General features: G+C 49.7%; 21 protein-coding genes. 16 read left to right on the top strand and 5 right to left on the bottom strand.

The window, feature by feature from the left end; all coding sequences use genetic code 11:
• Positions 1-11 precede the first annotated feature (11 nt).
• The 4 genes from AC56AD_RS14325 (at position 12) to feoB (ending at position 4,369) form a co-directional block, all read left to right on the top strand.
• The gene (locus AC56AD_RS14325) at positions 12-1,343 is read left to right on the top strand and encodes a hemolysin family protein (RefSeq protein ID WP_012509460.1); all 1,332 of its coding nucleotides are present in this window, start codon (positions 12-14) and stop codon (positions 1,341-1,343) included.
• Positions 1,344-1,484: 141 nt separating this feature from the next.
• Entirely contained in the window at positions 1,485-1,865 is a 381-nt protein-coding gene (locus AC56AD_RS14320) for a histidine triad nucleotide-binding protein (protein ID WP_012509459.1), read from the top strand.
• Positions 1,866-1,967: 102 nt separating this feature from the next.
• Positions 1,968-2,234 carry a FeoA family protein gene (locus AC56AD_RS14315; RefSeq protein WP_012509458.1) on the top strand — a complete coding sequence of 89 codons (267 nt, stop codon included), beginning with the start codon at positions 1,968-1,970 and terminating at the stop codon, positions 2,232-2,234.
• On the top strand, positions 2,231-4,369 hold the full coding sequence (gene feoB / locus AC56AD_RS14310) for a ferrous iron transport protein B (RefSeq protein WP_012509457.1): 2,139 nt from the start codon (positions 2,231-2,233) through the stop codon (positions 4,367-4,369). The genes AC56AD_RS14315 and feoB overlap by 4 nt, the downstream gene beginning before the upstream one ends.
• On the opposite strand, the gene topA is transcribed toward feoB, so the two are convergent.
• On the bottom strand, positions 4,359-6,755 hold the full coding sequence (gene topA / locus AC56AD_RS14305) for a type I DNA topoisomerase (RefSeq protein ID WP_012509456.1): 2,397 nt from the start codon (positions 6,753-6,755) through the stop codon (positions 4,359-4,361). The genes feoB and topA overlap by 11 nt on opposite strands.
• Positions 6,756-6,986: 231 nt before the next feature.
• Here topA and AC56AD_RS14300 point away from each other — a divergent pair, with 231 nt between their 5' ends.
• The 9 genes from AC56AD_RS14300 to AC56AD_RS14260 all read left to right on the top strand — a co-directional run bounded on the left by AC56AD_RS14300 (position 6,987) and on the right by AC56AD_RS14260 (position 17,263).
• On the top strand, positions 6,987-8,714 hold the full coding sequence (locus AC56AD_RS14300) for an N-acetylmuramoyl-L-alanine amidase family protein (RefSeq protein ID WP_012509455.1): 1,728 nt from the start codon (positions 6,987-6,989) through the stop codon (positions 8,712-8,714).
• Positions 8,715-8,839: 125 nt separating this feature from the next.
• Positions 8,840-9,826: a biotin--[acetyl-CoA-carboxylase] ligase gene (locus AC56AD_RS14295; protein ID WP_012509454.1), complete on the top strand. Its 987-nt coding sequence runs from the start codon at positions 8,840-8,842 to the stop codon at positions 9,824-9,826.
• A gap of 16 nt (positions 9,827-9,842) precedes the next feature.
• Complete coding sequence (gene bioB, locus AC56AD_RS14290; protein ID WP_012509453.1) at positions 9,843-10,856, top strand: biotin synthase BioB; 1,014 nt, start codon at positions 9,843-9,845, stop codon at positions 10,854-10,856.
• 14 nt (positions 10,857-10,870) lie between these two features.
• Positions 10,871-12,040, top strand: a complete 1,170-nt coding sequence (locus tag AC56AD_RS14285; RefSeq protein WP_012509452.1) for an aminotransferase class I/II-fold pyridoxal phosphate-dependent enzyme — start codon at positions 10,871-10,873, stop codon at positions 12,038-12,040.
• Complete coding sequence (locus AC56AD_RS14280; protein ID WP_012509451.1) at positions 12,037-12,726, top strand: DUF452 family protein; 690 nt, start codon at positions 12,037-12,039, stop codon at positions 12,724-12,726. The genes AC56AD_RS14285 and AC56AD_RS14280 overlap by 4 nt, the downstream gene beginning before the upstream one ends.
• Positions 12,714-13,496 carry a malonyl-ACP O-methyltransferase BioC gene (gene bioC, locus AC56AD_RS14275; protein WP_012509450.1) on the top strand — a complete coding sequence of 261 codons (783 nt, stop codon included), beginning with the start codon at positions 12,714-12,716 and terminating at the stop codon, positions 13,494-13,496. The genes AC56AD_RS14280 and bioC overlap by 13 nt, the downstream gene beginning before the upstream one ends.
• Positions 13,493-14,170 carry a dethiobiotin synthase gene (gene bioD / locus AC56AD_RS14270; RefSeq protein ID WP_012509449.1) on the top strand — a complete coding sequence of 226 codons (678 nt, stop codon included), beginning with the start codon at positions 13,493-13,495 and terminating at the stop codon, positions 14,168-14,170. Before bioC ends, bioD begins: the two co-directional genes overlap by 4 nt.
• A gap of 27 nt (positions 14,171-14,197) precedes the next feature.
• The gene (bioA, locus tag AC56AD_RS14265; RefSeq protein ID WP_012509448.1) at positions 14,198-15,490 is read left to right on the top strand and encodes an adenosylmethionine--8-amino-7-oxononanoate transaminase; all 1,293 of its coding nucleotides are present in this window, start codon (positions 14,198-14,200) and stop codon (positions 15,488-15,490) included.
• Between the two features lie 81 nt (positions 15,491-15,571).
• Positions 15,572-17,263, top strand: a complete 1,692-nt coding sequence (locus AC56AD_RS14260) for an AMP-binding protein (RefSeq protein ID WP_041526922.1) — start codon at positions 15,572-15,574, stop codon at positions 17,261-17,263.
• Positions 17,264-17,335: 72 nt separating this feature from the next.
• Here the strand turns inward: AC56AD_RS14260 and AC56AD_RS14255 are convergent, their stop codons facing one another.
• From AC56AD_RS14255 to AC56AD_RS14245, 3 genes are all read right to left on the bottom strand, one after another.
• Entirely contained in the window at positions 17,336-19,078 is a 1,743-nt protein-coding gene (locus tag AC56AD_RS14255; RefSeq protein ID WP_012509446.1) for an ATP-dependent nuclease, read from the bottom strand.
• A 327-nt stretch (positions 19,079-19,405) separates the two neighbouring features.
• Positions 19,406-19,645, bottom strand: coding sequence for a type II toxin-antitoxin system BrnA family antitoxin (brnA, locus tag AC56AD_RS14250; protein ID WP_012509445.1), 240 nt, complete (start codon positions 19,643-19,645; stop codon positions 19,406-19,408).
• Between the two features lie 246 nt (positions 19,646-19,891).
• Complete coding sequence (locus tag AC56AD_RS14245; RefSeq protein ID WP_150085728.1) at positions 19,892-20,080, bottom strand: hypothetical protein; 189 nt, start codon at positions 20,078-20,080, stop codon at positions 19,892-19,894.
• 94 nt (positions 20,081-20,174) lie between these two features.
• Between AC56AD_RS14245 and AC56AD_RS14240 the strand changes: the two genes are divergently transcribed.
• Positions 20,175-21,632 (top strand): ATP-binding protein, encoded by a 1,458-nt coding sequence (locus AC56AD_RS14240; RefSeq protein ID WP_012509444.1) that lies wholly within the window; start codon positions 20,175-20,177, stop codon positions 21,630-21,632.
• 469 nt (positions 21,633-22,101) lie between these two features.
• On the opposite strand, the gene AC56AD_RS14235 is transcribed toward AC56AD_RS14240, so the two are convergent.
• Positions 22,102-22,383, bottom strand: coding sequence for a ribbon-helix-helix domain-containing protein (locus tag AC56AD_RS14235; protein ID WP_012509443.1), 282 nt, complete (start codon positions 22,381-22,383; stop codon positions 22,102-22,104).
• Between the two features lie 297 nt (positions 22,384-22,680).
• Between AC56AD_RS14235 and AC56AD_RS14230 the strand changes: the two genes are divergently transcribed.
• Positions 22,681-22,959 (top strand): UPF0175 family protein, encoded by a 279-nt coding sequence (locus AC56AD_RS14230; RefSeq protein ID WP_012509442.1) that lies wholly within the window; start codon positions 22,681-22,683, stop codon positions 22,957-22,959.
• Complete coding sequence (locus AC56AD_RS14225; RefSeq protein ID WP_012509441.1) at positions 22,956-23,435, top strand: PIN domain-containing protein; 480 nt, start codon at positions 22,956-22,958, stop codon at positions 23,433-23,435. The genes AC56AD_RS14230 and AC56AD_RS14225 overlap by 4 nt, the downstream gene beginning before the upstream one ends.
• Positions 23,436-23,586 lie beyond the last annotated feature (151 nt).

The following is a 23,586-nucleotide window of genomic DNA, read 5'->3' as shown; positions in this document are numbered from 1 at the left end:
ACCCCGTATGTATGGAAATACTTTTTCTTTTTTTTCTGATTATTTGTAACGGTCTTTTTGCGATGTCGGAAATTGCCCTGATAACGGCAAAAAGGTCCCGCCTGTCGAAACTTGCCGAGGATGGTGACAAATCCGCTGCTGTTGCCATGAAGCTTGGTCAGGATCCGACCAGATTTCTTTCGACGATACAGATCGGTATCACCTCTATTGGTATCCTGAACGGTATCGTGGGGGAGGGTGCTCTTGCCGGTCCGTTGGCCATCAGGATGCAGTCATTGGGCATGGATGCGGAAATAAGCCATGTTATTGCAACGGTTGTTGTTGTTCTTTCGATTACCTATGTCACTATTGTGGTTGGGGAACTTGTTCCCAAACGTCTTGGCCAGTTCAATCCTGAGGGAATAGCCCGTCTGGTCGCACGTCCCATGTATACCCTTTCGACCATAACCCGTCCATTCGGGAGGTTGCTTTCGGCCTCAACCGATGCCATTCTCCGTCTGACGGGGAATTACCCCCAAGCCACCCCGAGTGTTACCGAGGAAGAGATTCATGCCATGCTTGAGGAGGGCTCTGAAGCCGGGGTGATTGAGCAGCATGAGCACGAAATGGTGCGTAATGTTTTTCGTCTTGATGATCGTCAACTGGGATCGCTGATGGTTCCGAGAGCCGATATTGTCTCTCTTGACGTTTCACGGCCTCTTGAAGAAAATATCAACAGAGTGACAGAATCAGAGCACTCCCGTTTTCCTGTTTGCAATGGTGGGTTGCAATCCCTGCTTGGCGTGGTCAATGCCAAACAGCTTTTATCAAAAACCCTGAAAGGGGGGCTTACGGAGTTTACTTCGCAACTCCAGCCCTGTGTCTATGTTCCCGAAACGCTTACAGGCATGGAGTTACTCGACCATTTCCGGACTTCTGGTTCGCAGATGGTCTTTGTGGTTGACGAGTATGGCGAAATTCAGGGGCTTGTTACCCTTCAGGATATGCTTGAAGCGGTGACCGGGGAGTTTGTTCCCCGCAATCTTGAGGATTCATGGGCTGTTGAACGTCAGGATGGCTCCTGGTTGCTCGATGGACTCATTCCTGTGCCCGAACTGAAAGATACGCTTGAGCTGAAGTGTGTACCCGAAGAAGATAAGGGGCTCTATCATACCCTCAGCGGCCTGATGATGTGGCTGCTCGGGCGGATGCCAAGGACTGGTGATATTATGGTTTGGGAAAACTGGACGCTGGAGATTGTTGATCTGGATGGTCAGAGGATCGACAAGGTGCTTGCTTCAAGGTTGAAGGAAGAGAGGGCTCCGGAGGATGGGCACCCTCCGGATTCCCATCCTGTATCGTGACGTTTTTCGGGTTATCAGGGAGTTCCGATTCTTTTCTCTTCATGCGCATTTACGTACATTATCGACGTGCGGTTTCGTTGGAAGTTATGCATGTTCAAAGAGCCTTGAAAACCCTATCAAGCAGTCAAAAAGTTAATCCATATGATACATCAGGAGCCTGATTGTCTCTTTTGCAGGATCGTTCGAGGAGAGATTCCCGCCAGTATTGTTTATCGTAATGATCATGTTGTTGCATTCCGGGATATCACGCCCATAACTCCTCAGCATGTATTGATTATTCCTGTTCGGCATATCGCTTCGCTGAGCGATCTCACCCCGGAAGATGAAGCGGCCGCTGGCCAGATCCTTCTTGCTGCGGGTATTGTGGCAGAAATCATCGGTATTCGGGAGTCTGGCTACAGGCTGGTTTTTAATACGGGCAAGGATGCCCTGCAGAGCGTTTTCCACATCCACGGGCACCTTATCGGTGGAAACCAGATGGGTTGGCCCCCCTTTCCCGGATTGCCGGAGGTACATGGGTAGTTGATTTTTGGAAAGAAGAGATGCAATTTTTTCGTGCCTCTGGTCGTTATATAGGATATGAATTGTCCGGATTTTATTTATTGTTTTGCAGGAGATGCAGGTATGCGTTTATCGGAATTGAAGGTGGGTGATAAAGCTGAAGTAACAGCACTGAAGGCAGAGCATGTCATCCGTCGAAGGATTATGGATATGGGATTGATCAAGGGTACCAGATTCAAGGTGCTGAGGGTTGCTCCACTCGGTGATCCGATTGAGATTTTTTTCAAGGGTCTGTATTTTGCTATGAGAAAAACCGAGGCAGATGGGGTCATGGTTTGTAAAGTAGGAGAGGTTGGAGATGCCCTTCCCATGTCAGGCAGCAAAACATGAGTGAGCAGAGAACGATCACGGTTGCGCTTGCAGGTAATCCAAACTGCGGTAAATCCTCTTTATTCAATGCGTTGACCGGATCTCACCAGAAAGTGGGGAATTTTTCGGGGGTGACTGTTGAAAAATATGAGGGGTATCTTGAGTATAAGGGGTACCATATCACCGTGGTTGACCTGCCAGGAATTTATTCCCTTACCCCTTACTCTCCTGAGGAGATTGTTACAAGGGAGTATCTTATCAAGGAACGACCTGATGTTGTTGTGAATGTTCTTGAGGGGTCAAATCTGGAGAGGAACCTTCTGCTGACAACGCAGCTCATGGAGCTTGAAGTTGATTTTCTCGTAGCCCTCAATATGATCGATGAGGTCGAGGAGAAGGGCATTACCATTGAGATCAAACAGTTACAGAAGCTGCTCGGCTGTCATATTGTCCCGACTTCTGCCAAAAAAGGCAGGGGACTTGATTCGTTGCTCGATCACATTATCCGGCTCTCCCGGAAGGATATTGAGATTCATAAAAACAAGCTGTTTTTTCGTCCGGAACTTGAAGCATCGGTTGAAAAAATTACCACTCTTCTCACTCATCAGAAGGAACTCGGCGAATTCAATGCCAGATGGCTTGCCATAAAGCTTCTGGAGAATGACCGGGAAGTTTATCACGAGGTTCAGCAGTACCCTGTCTGGCTCAAGGTTGAGCTTGCCCTTCAGGATGCCCTTCGGGAGGCTGAGCGGCTGCATGATTCAGAGCCTGAGATGCTCATTACCGAAGATCGTCATGCCTTTATCCGGGGCGCCATGCAGGAGTGTGTCCGTCAACCGGGAGGAGTAAAGGCAACACCCACCGACTATATCGACATGGTGGTGCTCAACAGGGTGCTTGGGCTGCCAATTTTTTTATTGGTGGTATGGGCTATATTTCAACTGACCTTTACTCTTGGTGCACCGATAATGAGTGGCCTTGAATTTCTTTTTGCACTCATGGCATCCGAGATCGGGCCACTTCTGCCCAATGAGATGCTTCGCTCCATTGTTATTGATGGCATTATTGCTGGCGTTGGGGGGGTTCTGGTCTTTTTGCCCAATATTGTCCTGCTGTTTATCGGTCTCTCTTTTCTTGAAGCTTCCGGCTATATGGCCCGAGCTGCATTTGTTATTGACCGGGTGATGCACCGTTTTGGTCTTCACGGTAAATCCTTCATTCCCATGGTAACCGGGTTTGGTTGCTCCATTCCGGCCATTATGGCAACACGGACGCTCAAGAGTCCAACGGACAGGCTTGTAACCATCATGATTATTCCTTTCATGAGTTGCGGTGCCAAACTGCCGGTCTATGTGTTGCTGACCGCTGCTTTTTTTTCACCTGATGTGGCGGCAAACGTCATGTTCGGTATCTATCTTCTCGGTATTGTGGTTGGTCTCTGGACCGCCCTGCTCCTGAAGTCAACGGTTCTGAAAAGTGATTCTGAGCCATTTGTCATGGAGTTGCCTCCATACCGCTGGCCGACGCTTGCTTCAGTGCTCTTCCAGGCGAAGGTAAAAGCGCTGATGTATCTGAAAAAAGCAGGAACGCTCATTCTTGGTGCGGTTATTGTTATTTGGGCAGTAAGCAACTATCCGCGCAATGAGGCTCTTGGGCCAGAGCTGTCGGCAGGAACGTCACGTATTGCCGAAAGCAACATGGGCGAGAGTGAAAAAATTGCCAGCCAGAGAGCGCTTGATTTGCGCATCAGTACAGAACAGCTTGAGTATTCTCTGGCTGGAAGGGCAGGCAAACTGCTTGAACCGCTTATCAAACCCCTTGGCTTCGACTGGAGGATTGGTATTGCTCTGGTAACCGGTCTTGCGGCCAAGGAGGTCGTTGTTTCCACCCTCGGAACCATTTACTCCATCGGGCAGAGTGATGGCGCTCCGGTAGAGCTGAAATCGATTCTGCAGCACGATCCCTCTTTCAGCAGGGCCACGGCGCTGAGCCTCATGGTCTTTGTGTTGCTCTACATTCCCTGTGTGGCGGCGATAGGGGTGATGAAAAAAGAGGTCGGGAGCTGGAGGCCGGTGCTGCTCTATTCGGTTTACTCACTCTCTGTGGCGTGGGTACTCTCTTTCATTGTCTATCGCATCGCACTGCTTATGGCGTGATTTCGACGATTTCTTCACTGGGAGAGGTAATCAGCCCGGCCTCTTCCGCCTTGAGAATGATCTCATCAACGGGAATTGTCATGGGTACTGCTTTCCCATCAATCATCGTAAGCTGGACTGTGGGGTGAGCCTTCTGGTGTTCAGCCATGATTGCTTCCCAGTGGTGTTGAGCTTTTTCGTCAAGAGTACTCCATGCGAGGCGCCCCTTGCACTTGGGGAATTTTGAGCAACCAAGCCATAATCCCCTTTTTCCGCTCCTGAGGTAAAGCGGTGACCCACACTTTGGACAGAGAAGAGTGGTCAGTACCGGAGGGGTTTTCATGGGTTCTATGTGACGCTGTTTGTTGAGATTGAGCAGCGTATTGCACTTGGGGTAGCCGGAGCAGGCAAGAAAAGTGCCAAATCTTCCGCTGCGCAAGAGCATGTGTCCTTCTTTGCAGGAGGGGCAGAGGATGGCTGAATCAACAGGTTTTGCCTTGTTGTTGCTTATCGCCTTGATGTTCTTGCATTTGGGGTAGCATGAACAGCCAAAAAATTTCCCATTTGCCGTCCATTTGACAACCATCAGCCCTTCACCGCACTTTTCACAAGTTACGGGCTCACTGTTCTGTGGTACAATTGGATTGCTTTTGCGAAGGTGCAGTACCGCTTCAAGTGGTTTGTAGAAGCTGTCGAGCACTTTTTCATATTCGTCCTCTCCGCTTGCTACCTTGTCCAGTTCATTCTCCATGAAGGCGGTAAAGTCGACATTGAAGAGGTCAGGAAAATTGGCAACCAGGATCAGCGAGACATCCTTGCCGAGTTCAGTGGGCACAATTTTTTTCTTTTCCAGCTCCACATAACGGCGATCCTGCAGTGTTGAAAAAATGGATGCATAGGTTGATGGGCGTCCAATACCAAAGTGGTCGAGATCCTTCACCAGTGTGGCTTCACTGTAACGTGCAGGAGGGCGGGTAAAGCTCTGTTTCTGGTCAAGATCATCCAAAGCAAGAGGCTCATTGACAGCAAGCCTTTCGGGCAGCTTGACGGTCAGCTCTTTTTCAACCTCCTCCTTCGTTGAGGTCTGGGCTTCGTAGTCAAGCTCCTTCTGGTCGTCATAGACACGCATGAAGCCGGGGAAAAGCACTCTGCTGCCTGTTGCCCTGAAGAGGAATTTTGAAGCGCTGTCCTCAACATCAACCCTGGTCTGTTCGATTTTAGCCGCTGACATCATGGAGGCGAGAAAACGCTTCCAGATTAATTCGTATAATTTAAACTGATCGGCAGAAAGGTAGGGTTTGACCTGGTCGGGTTTGTTAAAAATCGATGTTGGCCGTATGGCTTCGTGTGCATCCTGGGCATTTTTTCCGGGCTTTGCCGCTCCACCGAAACCGATATACTCCTTGCCGAACTGCTGGTTGATATAGCTTCTTGCCTCAGCAATCGCCTCCTCACCGATGCGAGTTGAATCGGTTCTCATATAGGTGATCAAACCCGTCGTGCCTTCTTTGCCAAGGTCAATGCCTTCATAGAGCTGTTGTGCCACTCCCATGGTTTTCTTGGAGCCAAATCCGAGCTGGTTTGAGGCCGCCTGCTGGAGGAGCGAAGTGGTGAAAGGCAGAGGCTGTTTACGCTGCTGGACGCGTGGAGCGATTTCGCGTACTGCAAAATTGCCTTTTCTGATGAGAGCCGCCAACGCTTCCGCCTGCTTTTGATTGGCTATCTCCGGCTTGTCACCCTCAAAGCGTATCAGCCTTGCCTTGAAAGACTCCTTGCCTGCCGTTACAAACTCAGCCGCAATCGACCAGTACTCCTGTATCTGGAAGCGGCTGATCTCCGCTTCACGTTCGCAGATCAATCGCAGCGCGACCGACTGTACCCTGCCAGCCGAAAGGCCGCGCAGCACTACATTCCACAAAAAAGGGCTGATTTTGTAGCCCACGATCTTGTCAAGGCCCTGACGGGTTTGCTGGGAGCGCACAAGGCGGTCGTCGATCTGTCGCGGAGCCTGAATTGCCGCAATGATTGCGGTTTTTGTAATTTCATTAAAAAGTACGCGGGATACCGGTTTGCTGGTTACTCCGATTTCTTTGGAGATATGCCATGCGATAGCCTCACCCTCGCGGTCAGGGTCAGTCGCGATGAGGATGGAATCAGCTTCTGCGGCCAGTTTTTTTAACTGATGGACGACCTTTTCCTTTCCAGGAATAATTTCATATCTCGGTTCGTAATGATGGTCAAAATCAAGACCAATCTCCTTTTTTGGCAGATCCTTGATATGGCCTACCGATGCGAAAACGGTATACTTGTCACCAAGGTATTTATTGATTGTTTTTGCCTTTGAGGGGGATTCGACGACAATCAGGGTCCTGTTTCTGGCAGATGGTGTTGATGGTTTTGAAGCCATTGATCAGTCCCGGTAGTAAGAGCGTTACAAGTAAAATTTTGAAAAAGATAGGTGTTGACAAGCAAAAAACAAATTTTACCGTTTTCAGCCAAGAGACTTCTCCTGTCAGGATATCCCTGAAAATGATTATTTCCGGCCATAAAAACCGGCTGCAGGGGTAAGAAGAAATATATTTTATTATTATTCTTTCCGGCCATAATGTATCAGCAAAACATAATGCATTCGATAATCATGCCCCACTTTTTACTTTGTATTCGTTCTCGTCTGGCCGCTCTTGTGCTGATTGCCCTGCTGATGTTCTCATACAGAAGCCTTTTTGCAGAGTCACCTTCACTTTCCGGACAGACGGCTCTTCCGCTTGTTGTGACCACAGGAAACGATCAGGGCTATACCATTAAGGTGATGGCTTTGAGAACAGCAAAGACGTTGTTGATTGATCTTGAATCTATGGCAAGGGGTTTGCGACTGAACTATCGAAAGGAGCCGGGCGGACTTGTTGTCGAGGAATCTTTCGGGATGCCCGGTACCATTTGTACGATCATGACAAATAATAATTTTGTCCGCATTGTTTCAAGGGATCCGGAGATTCCGGCAAGAATTATTCAGATGCAGTCGGCCCCCTCACTACAGCAATCAAGAATCTGGATGCCAGTCAGTCAGGCTTGTCGGCTTTTTGCCGTTTGGCTGGACAGGGAGGTCGTTTATAACCAGTCGATGGGTCAGATCCATGTTGCGCTTCTGAAAAAAAATTTCGGAGAATCGAGAGAAACCATCGGGATTGTCAGTAACGAAGAGTCTTTTGCTGGTGCAAATTCCACGAAACAGGCTGAACTCTCCAAAACGGTGATTACCGGTATTGAGGTGAAAAACCGTGATAATGGGGCGATCATAAGTTTTTCTGCTTCCGGCCTTGCTGCACAAGCATCGCTTGTCACGCTCAATGCTGAAGGGTATACCTATTTCTCCCTTGAAAAAGCATCCGGTGACAGCAACGCCCTCTCACAAGTGTATGGTAAAGGTGTGGTCAAAGAAATTATTTCAAAGCAGTTGCCCGGGTCGGGGTTACAATTTACTGTTGTACTTGATAATCGTTCATTTGTCATCAGTTCGGTCGAATTTCAACGCGATAAAAAAAATAACCGTTATCTGCTCTATGTCCGCAGCAAGGCTGATGGAGAGGAGATTCGCAGAAAGGAAAAGGAGCAGCAGATTGCACAGGTTCTCAGCCGCGATATTGAAAAGTGGAAGCTTGATACCATTGTGCTCGACGCAGGTCATGGAGGCAAGGATCCCGGAGCAATAGGCGCAAACGGTACGGTTGAGAAACATGTTGCACTCAATATTGTACGAGATCTCGGTACCTTTATCAGACTGAATTGGCCTGATGTGAAGGTGGTGTATACGAGAAAAGAGGACAAATTTATTCCTTTGCATGAACGAGGAAAAATTGCAAACCAGAACGGGGGAAAACTATTTATCAGCGTGCACTGCAATGCAAGTTCAAGCCGCAGCGCCCGCGGTTCTGAAGTCTATATTCTCGGAGCCCATAAAACCAGGGCAAGCCTTGATGTTGCCATGCTGGAGAACTCGGTTATCCGTCAGGAAGCCGACTATACCCAGGCCTACAAGGGTTTTTCCGAGGAGTATCTCATCATGAGCAGTATGGCGCAGAGCGCTTTTGCCCGGCAGTCTACATCCCTCGCACAGCATATCCTTAACCCCGGTCATCGCCTGGCGCCCGATAAAAGAAACGGAGTGCGCCAGGCTGGTTTTATGGTGTTATGGACCCCTTCCATGCCGAGCGCTCTTGTCGAAGTGGGGTACCTTTCCAATCCCGGAGAGGAGCGAATTCTGCGGGATCGTCAGGAGCAGACGAAAATTGCCTATGCCATTTTCCAGGGCCTGCAGGCCTATCGTAAAAATTATGAAACATCGAGTATGGCCTCAATGGGTCGCTGATACTTTTGTGCCGTAAACGATGAGGAGCGAGGCCTGTGGCTTTTTTTTATTGCAAAATTGTAAACCTCACGCTACATTCCGGTTCACATTTTTATGAATTACCGCTCGCGATGGGTTATCTGCTTATGAACGATATTACTGCACAGATTTTAAGCCGCCTCACCGCAGTTCCGGATTTTTTGTCGGGTGAAGCGCTTTGCCGTGCATTTGGTATCACCAGAAGCGCAGTATGGAAGCATATTTGCCTGCTGCGGAGCGAAGGGTATCAGATTGATGCTGTAACAGGCCGGGGATATCGGCTGTCGGGTCTGACTGGCCGACCGGTAGAGGCTGAAGTGCATCCCTTCCTGACTTGTCGCCGATTTGGACGAAACATCCTCTATCATCCGCTTACCACATCGACCAATATCGAGGCTAAAGCTCTTGCTGCCGAAGGCGCACCGGAAGGGAGCGTGGTCGCAGCCGACTGCCAGAGTGGTGGCCGGGGGAGAATGGGGCGAAGCTGGGTGTCGCCTCCGGGTGTCAATCTCTATTTTTCCCTGATTCTGAGGCCCGCTGTGCCTTCAGTTCGCGTGCCGCAACTGACGTTGCTGGTGGCGGCGGCTATTCACCAGGCACTCTGCCGCCACTCTTCCGATCTGGTAGCGATGATCAAGTGGCCGAACGATATTCTTGCCGATGGCAAAAAGTTGTGTGGAGTATTGTGTGAAATGCAGTCAGAACCTGACTGTACACACTTTGTCGTCGTTGGCATCGGTATCAATGTCAACCAGTCAGAGTTTCCGCCTGATTTGCAGCAGAGCGCAACATCCCTTTTTCTGGAGAGCGGGCAGCTCTTTTCGAGGCCGGAGCTTCTGGCCTCAGTGCTGAACCATTTCGAACCGCTCTATGATGCATGGCTTCTTGAGGATGATCTTGGCTTTATACTTCCCTATCTCGAAGAACATGCACTTCTGCAGTCGAAAGAGGTGACCATCGACCAGCTCAAACGAAGTGTGCGTGGAACGGTACGAGGCATATCCCGCTTCGGAGAGCTGAAGCTGGAGAGTGCAGAGGGAGAGACCATCCTTGTTTCGTCGGGAGAGGCTCATCTGCGAAGCAGCATAACATGATAAAAAACTGTTTTTTATGGATTACAGAACGCTTCACCCTCAAATTGCAGCGGCATACCGTGTTCTTGAAACCGGTAGCCCGATAAGCCAGGCCGAAGCCCTTCTGCTTGCAGAGCTGCCGGGAGAGCTTGTGCTTGATTTGGCTTCGCTGGCCAACAAAGTCAAAAACCGTTATGGAACTGGCTCTGCTGGCTCAGAATTATTGCACGCCTGTTCCATCATGAATGCCAAATCGGGGGTCTGTGGCGAAAACTGTCGCTTTTGCGCCCAGTCGAGGCACAATCGGGCTGACATCGAGGTCTATGATCTGGTCGATGCAGAGTCGGTGCTTATTGAGGCGCGGAACTGCTTTGCGGAGGGAGTCTCCCATTTCGGAATCGTCACCAGCGGTTACGGCTATAAAAGGATAAACCCGGAGTTTCAACGGGTGCTCGACATGATTGATCGCCTCCATGAGGAGTTGCCGGAGCTGAGTGTCTGCGCTTCACTGGGCATGTTGGGCGAAGAACCGGCGGAAGCCCTTGCGGCTCACGGCATCGCCCACTACAATATCAACATCCAGGTAGTGCCTGATCGATACCATGACCTCATTGCCGATACGCATAGCGTCGAAGAGCGCATTGAGACCATCAAACTGCTCAGAAAGAACAATATATCGGTCTGCTGCGGCGGCATTATGGGCGTAGGTGAAACCATGCAGGAGCGGATTGCCATGATTTTTGCCCTTCAGGAGCTTGACGTTTCCGTCATACCGCTCAATGTGCTGGTGCCGATTGAAGGAACTCCGCTTGCAGGAAAAGAGCCACTCTCTGTTGCTGAGATCGTGAAAACCTTTGCCATCTGCAGGCTGGCCCATCCCCATAAAATCATCAAGTTTGCTGCCGGACGGGAGACCATTATGAAAGATTTTCAGGGGTTGCTGATGCTTTCGGGTGCAAATGGCTTTCTTACCGGTGGTTACCTGACCACACGCGGACGCGATATTGCCGATGATCGTCGTTTTGCCAGTCAGATCGCAAGTTTTAACTGAGGGAGCCGGCAGTTATGCAATTTCAGGAACGGATCAGTTTGGAGCTTGAAGAGCTCAGACGCCTTGATCGTTACCGGGTGCTTCCCGATATCACGGCCCGTGATGGCAAGGATATTGCTGTGAAAGGCCAGCATCTCCTGAACCTTTCCTCGAACGATTATCTTGGCCTTGGAGATGACCGGGAGATGCTTGCCGATTATGTGGAAACGCTCAGAGAGAAGCGCTATGCCATGACCAGCTCCTCCTCCCGTCTTCTGACGGGCAACCATCCGCTCTACGACCAGTTGGAAGGAGCCCTTGCCACGCTCTACGGGCGTGAAGCGGCGCTGGTTTTCAACAGTGGCTATCATGCCAATATTGGCATCATTCCGGCGCTGAGTGGTCGTCACGATCTTGTCCTCAGTGACAGGAAGAACCACGCCAGCATCATTGACGGGATGAAAATTGCCGAAGCTCCCTGGCAGCGTTACCGTCACCTCGATTACGATCATCTTGAAGAGCAGCTTGCCGGAGCCCAGGGCCGCTATCGCCAGATATTTATTGTCACCGAATCGGTCTTCAGCATGGACGGAGACCTTGCCGATCTCAACCGGCTTGTTGCCCTGAAAGAGAAGTATGGCGCTTTTCTTGTGGTCGATGAAGCGCATGGTGTCGGGGTCTTTGGAGAACGCGGTCTCGGTCTTTGTGAAAAGGCAGGAGTGGTGCAGCAGATCGATATCATTACGGGGACATTCGGCAAGGCGCTCGCCTCAACCGGAGCCTATGCCGTTATGGGCACACTCTTCAGGGAGTACCTGCTCAATACCATGCGCTCCTTCATTTTCACCACGGCGCTGCCGCCGGCCATTCTTGGCTGGAGCCTGCTCACGCTTGAACGGCAGGCCTCCATGAACCGGGAGCGACAAGGGCTTCTGCAGCTTGCCTCCAGGCTCCGCAGTGAGCTGATCGGCCACTCCCTCGATGTTCCGGGCGAAAGTCATATTGTCCCGGTGATTACCGGTAGTAACGCTCTTGCCGTGGCCCTCTCTCTGCGCCTTCGGGATGCAGGCTTTTTCTGTATGGCGGTGCGTCCACCTACTGTTCCGGAAAAGAGCGCCCGTATCCGCATTTCGCTCCGCTCAACACTGGAGTGGGACGATATCGCCAGGATTCCTGAACTCATCGGGAGGGAATGGGGCGCATGAAAACAACATGGCTCAAAAAAGAGGGTGCAGAAGAGCTTCTGCTTTTCTTCAACGGCTGGGGGATGGATCGCCGTATCGCTGATTATCTTCTCGCAGAGTCGCTTTCCGAAGGTTTTGACGCCGATATTTTGCTTTGCCACGATTATCGCACCCTTGAACATGATGCGGGTGACATGCGGGAGGCAAGCCGGTACAGACGCATCACGATTATTGCCTGGTCATTCGGAGTCTGGGCTGCACAGCAGATGGCGCTGCCGCCGATAGAGAGTGCGATTGCCATCAACGGCACCCTGCATCCGGTAAACGCAGAAAGAGGGATCAGCCCAAAGGTTTTTCAGGCAACCCTTGCCACCTGGTCGGAAAAAAGCCGCATCCGCTTCAATCGCAGGATGTGTGGCACCGATGAAGTTCTCTCCCTTTTTTCCGGCATCTCACCCGATCGCAGCGCTGCCGATCAGCAGGAAGAGCTGGAGCGGTTGCAGGAGCACCTGCTTCTGCAGGGTTCAAGAGGTGGCGCAGTATGGCGCTACGATCATGCCATTATTGGCGGACGCGATCTTGTTTTTCCGGCCGAGCAGCAGTACCGTGCATGGAAAGGTCTTCCCCAAACGGTTATTGCCGATATGCCACATTTTCCTTTTTTTCATTTCAGGAACCTGCAGGAGGTGCTCGCATGTATCCGTTAATCGACAAAGAACTGGTTCGTGAACGATTTTGCCGCACCCTTGGCAGCTATGGCAGCAATGCCGTCGTACAGAAAGCAATGGCCGGAGAGCTTGCTGAACTTATCTGCAAGCAGGAGCCGGGCTTTTCGTTTGAGCGGGTGCTTGAGGTCGGGGCTGGTTCAGGGGCCCTCATGGCAGAACTGCTGCATCGCCGCTCCGTAAAGGCCTATTATGCCAATGATCTTGTTGAAGAGAGCCGTATCTCTCTCCAGGGGGTTCTTGACCGTTTTCCTGTTGGGGAGTTTCACTTTCTTGCCGGCGATATCGAGACACTGGAGCTGTTGCCTTTTTCGCTCGACCTTGTTGCCTCCAATGCTACCCTGCAATGGCTTGATGACCTTGACCGATTTTTCGGAAAAATCTCCGATCATCTCAGGCCGGGAGGGATGCTCGCATTCAGCACCTTCGGCCCTTCGAACATGCGTGAAATAGCAAGCATCGAGGGTGTCGGTCTCAGCTATCACACCCTCCGGGAGCTTGAACTTCTTGCCAGCCGCTATTTTGATCTGGTTGTCAGCCGCGAAGAGAAGATCCCGATGGAGTTCAGTTCACCGGAGGCGATGCTCCACCATATACGCAAGACCGGGGTCAACGGGCTCCTTCGCCGTTCCTGGACAAAAAGTCGCTACCTCCATTTTATTGAAGAGTATCGGCGACGCTTTTCTTCTGAAAACGGTGTCAGCCTGACCTATCACCCACTCTATTGCTGTCTGAAAAAAAGAGCCTCATGAGCGGAACCGTTATTGCTCTCTCCGGTATCGATACCGGAATCGGAAAAACCTATGCGACCGGTCTGCTTGCCAAAGCCCTGCTTCAGCAGGGCATAAAGGTCATTACACAAAAATTGGTTCAGACCGGCTGTGAAGGGATTGCGGAAGATATCCTCGAACACCGTCGCCTGATGGGCATCGGAGTGGAGGATGTTGACCGGGAAGGACTCACCTCTCCCTCTGTTTTTCGCTATCCTGCTTCGCCCTGCCTCTCAGCCGCCCTGGAGGGCACCCAGATCGATCTTCACCATATCGGCAACACAACCCTTGCCCTGCAGCAACAGTACGACCTGGTGCTTCTTGAAGGGGTTGGCGGCCTTCTTGTCCCTCTTGCTCCTGACCTGCTTTTTGCCGACTATATCCGGAATGCAGGATACCCCCTTCTTCTGGTGACGAGCCCACGGCTTGGCAGCATCAACCATACCCTTCTCTCGATCGAGGCCTGTGTGAACAGGGGGATCGTCATCAGGGGTGTTATCTACAATTGTTTTGGGAGGTTCGACAACCTGATCGCTGATGATACCCGCAAGGTTATCTGCCACTATCTCAGCAAAGCGGGATTCACCGTACCGATCATCGATCTGCGTGAGGGGCAGCTTGACCCGGATGCTGTTGCGCTTCTCTCTCTCTCATAATCTGTTCTTGCCAATTAGGTTATCAATATGGCCATACAATCCGCTACCATTGATCTTGATTTTGACCGCCACCATATCTGGCATCCCTACACTTCGGTAACGAATCCCCTGCCGGTCTATGCGGTTTCCCGTGCCTATGAAGTTTTTCTTGAGCTTGAAGATGGGCGCAGGCTTGTTGACGGCATGTCCTCCTGGTGGGCCGCCATCCACGGCTACAACCATCCCGTGCTCAATGAAGCTGTGGTGAGTCAGCTTCAGCGGATGAGTCATGTCATGTTCGGAGGTCTTACCCATGAACCAGCCGTAATGCTTGCCAAACAGTTGAGCGAGCTTACTCCTCAGCCACTGCAGAAGCTCTTTTTCAGCGACTCCGGCTCCGTTGCCGTTGAAGTGGCTATCAAGATGGCATTCCAATATTGGGCCGCTTTGGGTGAAACCTCGAAAAACCGTCTGCTGACGGTTCGCTCCGGCTACCACGGCGACACCTTTGCCGCCATGTCGGTCTGCGATCCTGTAACCGGTATGCACTCCCTCTTCAAAGGGGTAATTCCGGAGCAGTACTTTGCCGAAGCTCCGGCGCCCCGGTTTGGTGAGCCGTGCAGTGACGAGGATATTGCTGACCTGCGCCTGAAGCTGGAGCAGCATCATCCTGAAATTGCTGCCGTAATCATCGAGCCTGTCGTGCAGGGCGCGGGAGGAATGCGCTTCTACTCCCCGGACTATCTCCGCCGCCTCCGGGAGCTTTGTGATCACTACAAGGTGCTGCTCATTTTCGACGAAATAGCCACCGGCTTCGGGCGTACAGGCAAAATGTTTGCTCTCGAACATGCTGCTGTTGTGCCGGATATTCTCTGTATTGGCAAAGCGCTGACTGGCGGCTACATGAGCCTTGCTGCAACCCTGACCACAGAGAGGGTTGCCGATACCATTTGCTCAGGCAATCCCGGACTCTTTATGCATGGCCCCACCTTTATGGCAAACCCGCTTGCCTGTGCGGTCGCATCAGCAAATATCCGTCTCCTCTGCAGTTATGACTGGCAGGCATCGGTTTTGCGGCTTGAAGCCGGGCTTCGGAACGGATTGGAACCCTGCAGGGTTTTACGTGGCGTAGCGGATGTTCGTGTGCTTGGCGCCATAGGGGTGGTCGAACTCCGGAAGCCCGTCGATATGGCCATCATCCAGAAACAGTTCGTTGACCGGGGAGTTTGGGTTCGCCCCTTTGGCCGCCTGGTCTATCTGATGCCTCCGTTTATCATACGCGACGAAGAGCTTGGCAGATTAACCGCCGCAGTTTGCGATATTGTGGACTCTTTGCCGTAACTTTCCGCTTCGTACTCTTTCTGGATGCATCAGCATCCCGTTATATTCGATTCTTGCAAGATTTAAATGACAAAAACAGCTATGAGTGCTAAACCCTGGATTCGCCATTACGACAAGGGGGTACCCCACACACTTCATCCCTACCCGGAGGAGACACTGGTCGATGTTCTCCACAGGAGTGCAGTTGAGCAACCCCTGCAACCCGCATTGTACTTCAAGGGGGCAGCGCTCTCATACGTTGAAATGGAAAGGCAAAGCGATGCGCTTGCTGGCGCTCTGCTCTTGCTTGGCATTGGCAAGGGCGACCGGGTGGCGCTTATCATGCCCAACTCGCCGCAACTGCTCATCAGCGAGTTCGGAGTCTGGAAAGCTGGCGCTATTGCGGTGCCCATGAATCCACTCTATACCGTCAACGAGCTTGAACATGCCCTGAATGAATGCGGCGCAGAGACGGTCATCGTCCTCACCCCCTTCTATGAAAAAATCAAGGCCGCCCAGACCGTTTCGCGCCTGAAGAGGGTGATTGCAACCAATATCAAGGAGTATCTTTCACCCATCAACAAACTTTTGTTTACACTCGTCAAAGAGAAAAAGGATGGGCACAGGGTGAAACTGCACAAGGGAGACCATTGGCTGGCCGCTCTTCTTGCTGCCCAATCTGGTGTAAAATTTACACCGGTTGCCATAAAATTTGATGACCCGGCAATTTTTCTCTTTTCCGGAGGAACAACCGGCAACCCCAAATGCGTTGTCATCTCCCATCAGGCGATGGTGATGACCGGCATGCAGATCGCAAGCTGGTTCAGTGTCATTCTTGAAAAAGGAAAAGATATCATTCTGCTCAACATGCCGCTCTTCCACGTCTACGCCCAGGTAGGCATTCTGACCGCAGCATTGATTGAACGTTATCCTGTGGCGCTCGTGCCAAATCCCCGTGATATAGACGACTTGCTCCATACCATTAAAAGCCTGAAAACAGCGGTACTTCCCGGAGTGCCGACCCTCTTTACCGCACTGCTCAACCATCCGAAAGTCAAGCGTGACAGCTCCATGCTGAAGTCGCTCAAACTCAGTGTCTCAGGCGCCGCGCCGCTCATGCTCGAAACCAAAAGACGTTTTGAAGAGCTGACCGGAGGCCGCATTATCGATGCCTACAGTCTGACCGAATCAGCGCTTGCATCAGTCTTTACCCCGATCCTCGGTACCTACAAGCATGGTTCGGTAGGTATTCCCATTCCCGATGTCGAGATACGGATTGTTGATCCTGAAACAGGCTTTGAGACGCTTCCTGAACTGGAAATAGGGGAGATTATCATGCGTGCTCCCCAGCTCATGAAAGAGTACTGGCAGAACCCGATGGAAACCGCGCTCGTTTTACGTGACGGCTGGCTTTATACCGGCGATCTCGGCTATCTCGATGAGGATGGCTACCTCTTCATTGTTGACCGCAAAAAAGATGTCATCAAACCCGGCGGCTTCCAGGTCTGGCCCCGCGACGTTGAAGAGGCCATAGCGGTTCACCCCGCAGTGCTCGAAGTCGGTGTAGCCGGAGTGCCAGACCCCTATCAGGGAGAAGCGGTCAAGGCATGGGTTGTCCTCCGCCCTGGCCATCTCCTTTCCGTTGATGAACTCCGGGAGCACTGCCGCAAAGACCTGGCGGCCTACAAAGTGCCGAAGCATGTGGAATTTATTATCGCCCTGCCAAAATCAACCGTTGGCAAAGTGCTCCGTCGCAAACTTGTGGAGGCACACCTCGCAGAAGCTGCGGCATGATTTACTCTCTACCCCTCTGCCGCCAGTTGGCGCTCTTCGACAGGATCAAGTTTTGCAAATTCCTTTGTTTTCCTATGACGTCATAACAAGCAGTTTGTTCATAAAACGATGCACATCATCATGAATTTCATCCGGAGTCATACCGAGCGCCACCTGTTGACGCAAAAGCTGTAACGATGGATTACCTTTTCTCAACTGATGGAAGAGGGAATCATCGTTCTCAAACAAAAGCCTTTTACCATCAACAACAGTGAAAATATTTGACGAAATATCCCGCCAGCTTTTTCCATGAGGCAGGGTTAAATTTTCGTCTGAAAAAAATTGATCAATCAAGTTTAAAACTGGTTGAGCAAAAAGATTATCTTCGGAACACTCCATCTGTTGTAATGCAGCACGTTTCCAGGCATCCGGGACAAGCAGATAGTTTTCGATATTTTTTCGTTTCCACTCAACAAGGGTTGGATTGTCCAACGGTGGGTGAAATGCGTTTTCGCTGTTGTCAAAATCAAAGAGCATCAGTCGCGAAACTGTCGGAATAATTTGTTGCAGTGCGCAGTAATGTTCATCGGCAGACTCTTTCATGGCGATTTTATTTCCACCACCCATAGGCTTGAAGCAGAGTTTATCCATAGCCTCCTGCGCACCGCATTTGGCGGCCCATGCCCGAAGTATTCGCTCATCACTTTCACCCTCGACGTAAAGGATGTATGGTGAAGCAAGCAATCGGACAATCTCTTCGTTTGATACTTCCGACATTGCCTGCAACACTTCAGGGGTAGACTCTATCCGCTTTGGTTGCTGGCTCATAAGGGATATAATCTGAGAGGCATCAACACCTCGGGCAAACTCTTCAGCATGAGTAGCAATCAGAAACTGTGTGTTTCTCTCCGATGATTTTTGTTTGAAAAAATCAAGAATTTCCCGCTGCAGGTTAACGTGCAGGTGTGCATCGGGTTCATCAAGCAGGATGGTTGTAGGGTTGTAACCGTGAAGAAACGCCAGCAGTGTCAGCGTCTGATGGAAGCCGCTTCCGCCAGCTATAATATCAAACTCTTTATCATTCTGGCGATAATCCACCTTGATATAAACATCTTTTTGCGAATCATACTTTGGCTCTAAGAGTTTTACTGAAAACCAGCGTTCAACAATTGCGGCTAATTCCTGCCACTCTGCAGAGCGACTACAGCCTTTTTTGGTTTGGCCATTAACCCCTTTTTCAGGAGGAGGACAGACACGTAATAATAAATTACGTAACACACTACCGGGTTGTCCTTTGCCTACCTGTTGACGAATCGGGGCAATGTCCAACCATTTTTCTGTCGGTTCAAGTCCTGAAAAAGGAGGGACATAAGCAATTCTTGGCAGCACATCATGCTGTTCCAGTTCACGGAACTTTGTCCATCCGCCTTCAGGAATGGCATAGATGGTTTGCGGAGAGTGGTAGCGCAGGTCAATTCCGAACATTTCTGTTTGTTCAGGTGTGACTTGCCAGTTAACCATTATTTTGATAAGGATAAATTCCTGTTTCTTTTTTCCCTCGACAAGAGGATACCGACGGTCAGTTCTATCCTTCCATAAAAGGTTAAACTCCGGTACCGGTAGTGCTGTGAAGTTGGGAAGCACGACCTGTATTCCTTTCGAGCCACGCCGGGCTGAGCGATGAAATTCGTCCACGCAGTACTGCCAGATGGCAAGTGCCTGAAGTACCGTGCTTTTACCGCTGTTGTTTCTTCCGACGAGCAGGTCAAAGCGGGTGAAATCGTAGGTCTGTTCCCCGACATTCTTGAAATTTTGCAGCGTCAAGCGGGTAATCATAATGGTCTTGCAGTTTTCCTTTATTTTTGCATGGCAACGTTGCTTAACATTATGATTTTTTTTCGCATGATCACAATATTTTGAACACCTTCATCACCTCATCCCCAAGATGGTTGATCACTTTGACAGAAATCCTGCTGGTTTCGGGTTTTTCGATGGGGCGCGAAATATTGCTGTTTAGCCCGAACAATCAGGAACACTGTTTGAGTGTATTGATTAGCTTATCGTAACTTCTCATTTTCTATTCTTTAATTCAATCCAATCTTGGGTCCGATATATACCAGCAGGTACTCGCGAAATGGGTGAAATTGGTTATTTAAAATTCTATTATATTGTTTTTTCCAGAAAATGCTGTTGAATGCGCTCTCCAAGCCAGACTTTTATTACCGACTGGCGTGACACCCCAAGACGGGTCGCCTCTTTATCGAGCGAGTCGATCATCCAGAGGGGAAAATCAACATTCACCCTTTTATGCTGTTGTTTTATCCGACGCGCCTTGTTCAGATCAAGGAAAGGGGTGATATCTGAACCGTCATCAAACGCTTTGTCAAATTCCTCTGTTTTCATAGACTCTTACCTCCTCGGAGCGGGATCTTCTTTAATAAACCGAGGCTCTCCCGCTGTTTTTGATGGAATTTCAACAAGATTGTAATCAACTCACAGTGCCTGAGCTTCAACAAAGTCGATACTGTGCTTGATCCTGTTCAGTCTGCTCTTTTCATGGTCAAACTCAAACTGCATAGTATTTGATTGATGCTGTTTTTATACAAATAATGAGGGGAAAGAAAAAGTTGCCCGTACTGGTAACAAGCTTCAGCGCCCGATGCATAATCTCCGGATTGGCATTGTGGTTTGCATCCTCAAGACAACCCTTCGCGCTTTTATGACTTCGCTGGAGGTGAAATAGCGGTAGTTCTGTGGCTTGATGTTGATCTGTGGCGCCCGCTCAGAGACAATGCCATGACGGATATCGCTCCTGAGTAGTGTGAAAAATAAAGCCATGAAATCGCTATTTTTATATTATTTTTAACATTATTGATGAATAAGATTCATTCGATTATCTTAATTTACAGAAAAATGCAGAAATAACTATACAATGGCGTTTCAATCTTTTGCTGAAGAACAGGTCACTGACCGCATTCGTTTTGAAAATCCCTGGTGGCATAGCGGTAAGGTCGAAGAGTATTACGGAAACATGACACCCCGTCTCTATCTTGATCTCTTTGAGCCGCTGGTGGCAAACGTATTGGTAAGAAGAGCGGTCATACTCATGGGGCCAAGACGGGTAGGCAAAACGGTCATGCTCTATCATACCATCCAGCATTTGCTTATGGAGGGGCACAATCCGCAAAAGGTTGCGTTTCTCTCCATTGATACCCCCATTTACAACAATATCCCGCTGGAGCAGCTTTTTCGGTTATGCACAAAAACAACCGGTCAAATTGATGCCAAGGGATGGTTTGTCTTTTTTGATGAAATACAATACCTGAAAGATTGGGAAGTTCATTTGAAATCGCTGGTTGACAGCTATCCTGAAACCCGTTTTGTGGTTTCCGGTTCAGCAGCAGCAGCTCTGAAACTGAAAAGCAGGGAGAGCGGAGCCGGGCGGTTTACCGAGTTTCTGCTCCCCCCGCTGACCTTCAACGAGTACATTCACCTGCTCAATCTCAATGCGCTGATTCGACCATCAACCTTTACATGGGATGGCGGGATAACTGATTTTTATGATGCTGTTGACATCAGAAAGCTGAACGAGCATTTCCTCAACTATATCAATTTCGGCGGATACCCTGAAGTTATTTTTTCTGAAGCGGTACAGTCCGATCCTGGACGATATATCCGCTCTGATATCATCGACAAGGTCTTGTTGCGCGATCTGCCAGGGTTGTACGGCATCAAGGATGTTGCGGAGCTGAACTCACTCTTTACGGCCATAGCCTACAATTCCGGTCAGGAATTTTCTCTCGAATCACTCAGTACCTCTTCAGGGGGCGTTGACAAGAACACGCTTAAACGATACATCGAATATCTGGAAGCCGCGTTTCTTGTCAGAACAGTCAAACGCACCGATAATAACGTCAAGCACTTCAGGCGGTCAACACAGTTTAAAATGTATTTGACCAACCCCTCGCTTCGCAGCGCACTCTTTTCGCCGCTTCATGCCACCGATGACCACATCGGCGCAATGGTTGAAACCGCAGTTTTTTCACAGTGGATGCATCGCGACTGGATAGAGCCCTGGTATGCCCGGTGGAGCAAAGGAGAGGTTGACTTGATTTGCCTGGATGAAAAAAAGTTCAAGCCCCTCTGGGCGGTCGAAATCAAGTGGAGCAACCGCTACTTTGAGTATCCTGCGGAACTCAAATCACTCATCTCCTTTTGTACCACAAACCAGCTCCAGAAGGCGGTGGTAACGACAATTGACAAGCAGGGAGTAAAGGAGGAGAGTGGCGTGCAGCTTACCTTTGTTCCCGCATCGGTTTACGCGTATGCGGTTGGCCGAAACACACTGATTCAGAAAAAACAGCAACTGTACATTATCTCAAATTCTTGATCATGTTGTTCACTTCATCGTGAAGGTCGTCGAGATTATCATTGCAATTCTATCAAGCATATCCATTCCTTGATCCCTATCAAGAAAATCATCAGCCGTTTTGATAGATGAAAACCGCCGTTCGATTGTTACCAGAGCGTGCTCAATCTGCACCAGTTTTTCAAGAAGCTGGATGGTTCAACCGCAGGCAAGGTGCTTTGGCGTTAGCTTGTTGACGCGCATTGCTACCGAAGCCTTCGTGTGAGCGGCTCGAGTTGTTACGGAAAGTAAATTAAGAATAAACCAAGTTTACTTTTCGCAATAAAAGTAAACTTAAAATTATTTTGTGAAGCAGAAAGGACTCTCGGCGATCACTTGATTGATCAATAATACGGGTCGTTGAGCAAGACGGTTATCTGCCGACAATCTCATTAAGCCCCTCGATAACCCGAATCAACTCTGTCGGCAGAAAGCGATCCGATTTTGCTGCCTATCCGTTCTGCCGACAGAGTTTGGATCTGACTGATCGGCAGTATTCCGGCCACGTCTCAATCTCGCCGTTCATACCCTCTTCTGCCAGTTGGCGCTCTTCTGCAGGATCAAGTTTTGCGCACTCTTCAGCCAGACTGCGGTGCTCAATGCGCTCAATTTTTTCCAGGAACGCCTCCTCTATTGCCTGACTTCGATTGGCAAAAACCCTCTTTTCGACAAGCCGGTCAATTTTTGTGATCGCGATAGCATCAATGGTTATTGCAACTTTTGTTTTTCCCATCAGCCCACCTCGTTGAAAAGTTTTCATACCTTCTATCATACCCACACCTTTTGATAAAAACAACGATTGCTCATCATTTTTCTTGAGAGAACAGTGGTCACGCCATACTGAACGCCTACATCACCTTGTCCCTGAGGTGGTTGATGATTTTTTTACTCACGGAACGCCCCCCAAATGGGTAACATCAAAAAACACTCTGAGTTTCTCTTGATGGAGCACACAGCAGTGAGTATCTTTGAAACAAGAAGCAAGATGATTGTACTGTCGCGTGAACGATTTTTATGAAGGAACTTGATTATGACAGAAACAATGACGTTTGAAGTATCCCAGGACTTGCTGGCATCACTCAAGATTGGGATTCAGGATCTGGCACAAGAGATTCGTCTGATGGCGGCCATAACCTATTTTCAGGAGAAGAAACTTTCACTGGGAAAAGCTGCTGATTTGGCAGGATGTAATCGGCTCAACTTCATGGATCTACTGGCGCGAAAAGGGATTGTCATTTTTGATTATGACGAGTCCATTGTTGACAGTGAGTTACGAGGAGTCGCGCAGTTATCCAAAGGCGCAGTATGATTATCTGCAATGCCACCCCGTTAATTGCCTTTGCCCGTATTGGTCAATTGGCGTTGCTTCAAAAAGTTGTTGGAACGCTTGTCATTCCAAATGCTGTGGCCAGAGAGATTTCTGTTTATAGTGACATTCAGCACGGCCTCATTGATTTGGCACAAGAACCATGGATTTCAGTTCAAACATTACAATCTGAAGCTCAAGTTCATTTACTGTTACCGACTCTTGATCGTGGTGAAGCCGAAGTCATCGCGTTAGCGTTAGAACGAGCAGCAGGATTAGTTTTGATCGATGAGCTCACTGGCCGCAAGGTGGCAGAGTCATTACATCTGACCGTATCAGGTTCTGTCGGAATTTTGATTCAGGCAAAACAGATGGGTGAAATCTCTGCGGTCAAACCGTTACTTGATGAGATGATGCAAAGAGGAATCCGGTATAGCCCTCGATTTGTGACAGCAATTTTACAACGGATTGGAGAATAATCGCAGTTAGGAAGGATTCTATCGGCCAGTGATCTCGTTAAACTGTTTCAAGCCGAAGGCATTTTCAAGGAGATTCTTGGCCGAACCCGTTACCGGATTTTTGTGTTCAGCGAGTTTCTCGACAAGTGCAAGTAATTGAAAAACGAATTTG

It is taken from the genome of Pelodictyon clathratiforme, from assembly GCF_982375515.1.
Note: the sequence above shows the minus strand (reverse complement) of the source record. Positions and strands in the feature narration are given on the sequence as shown.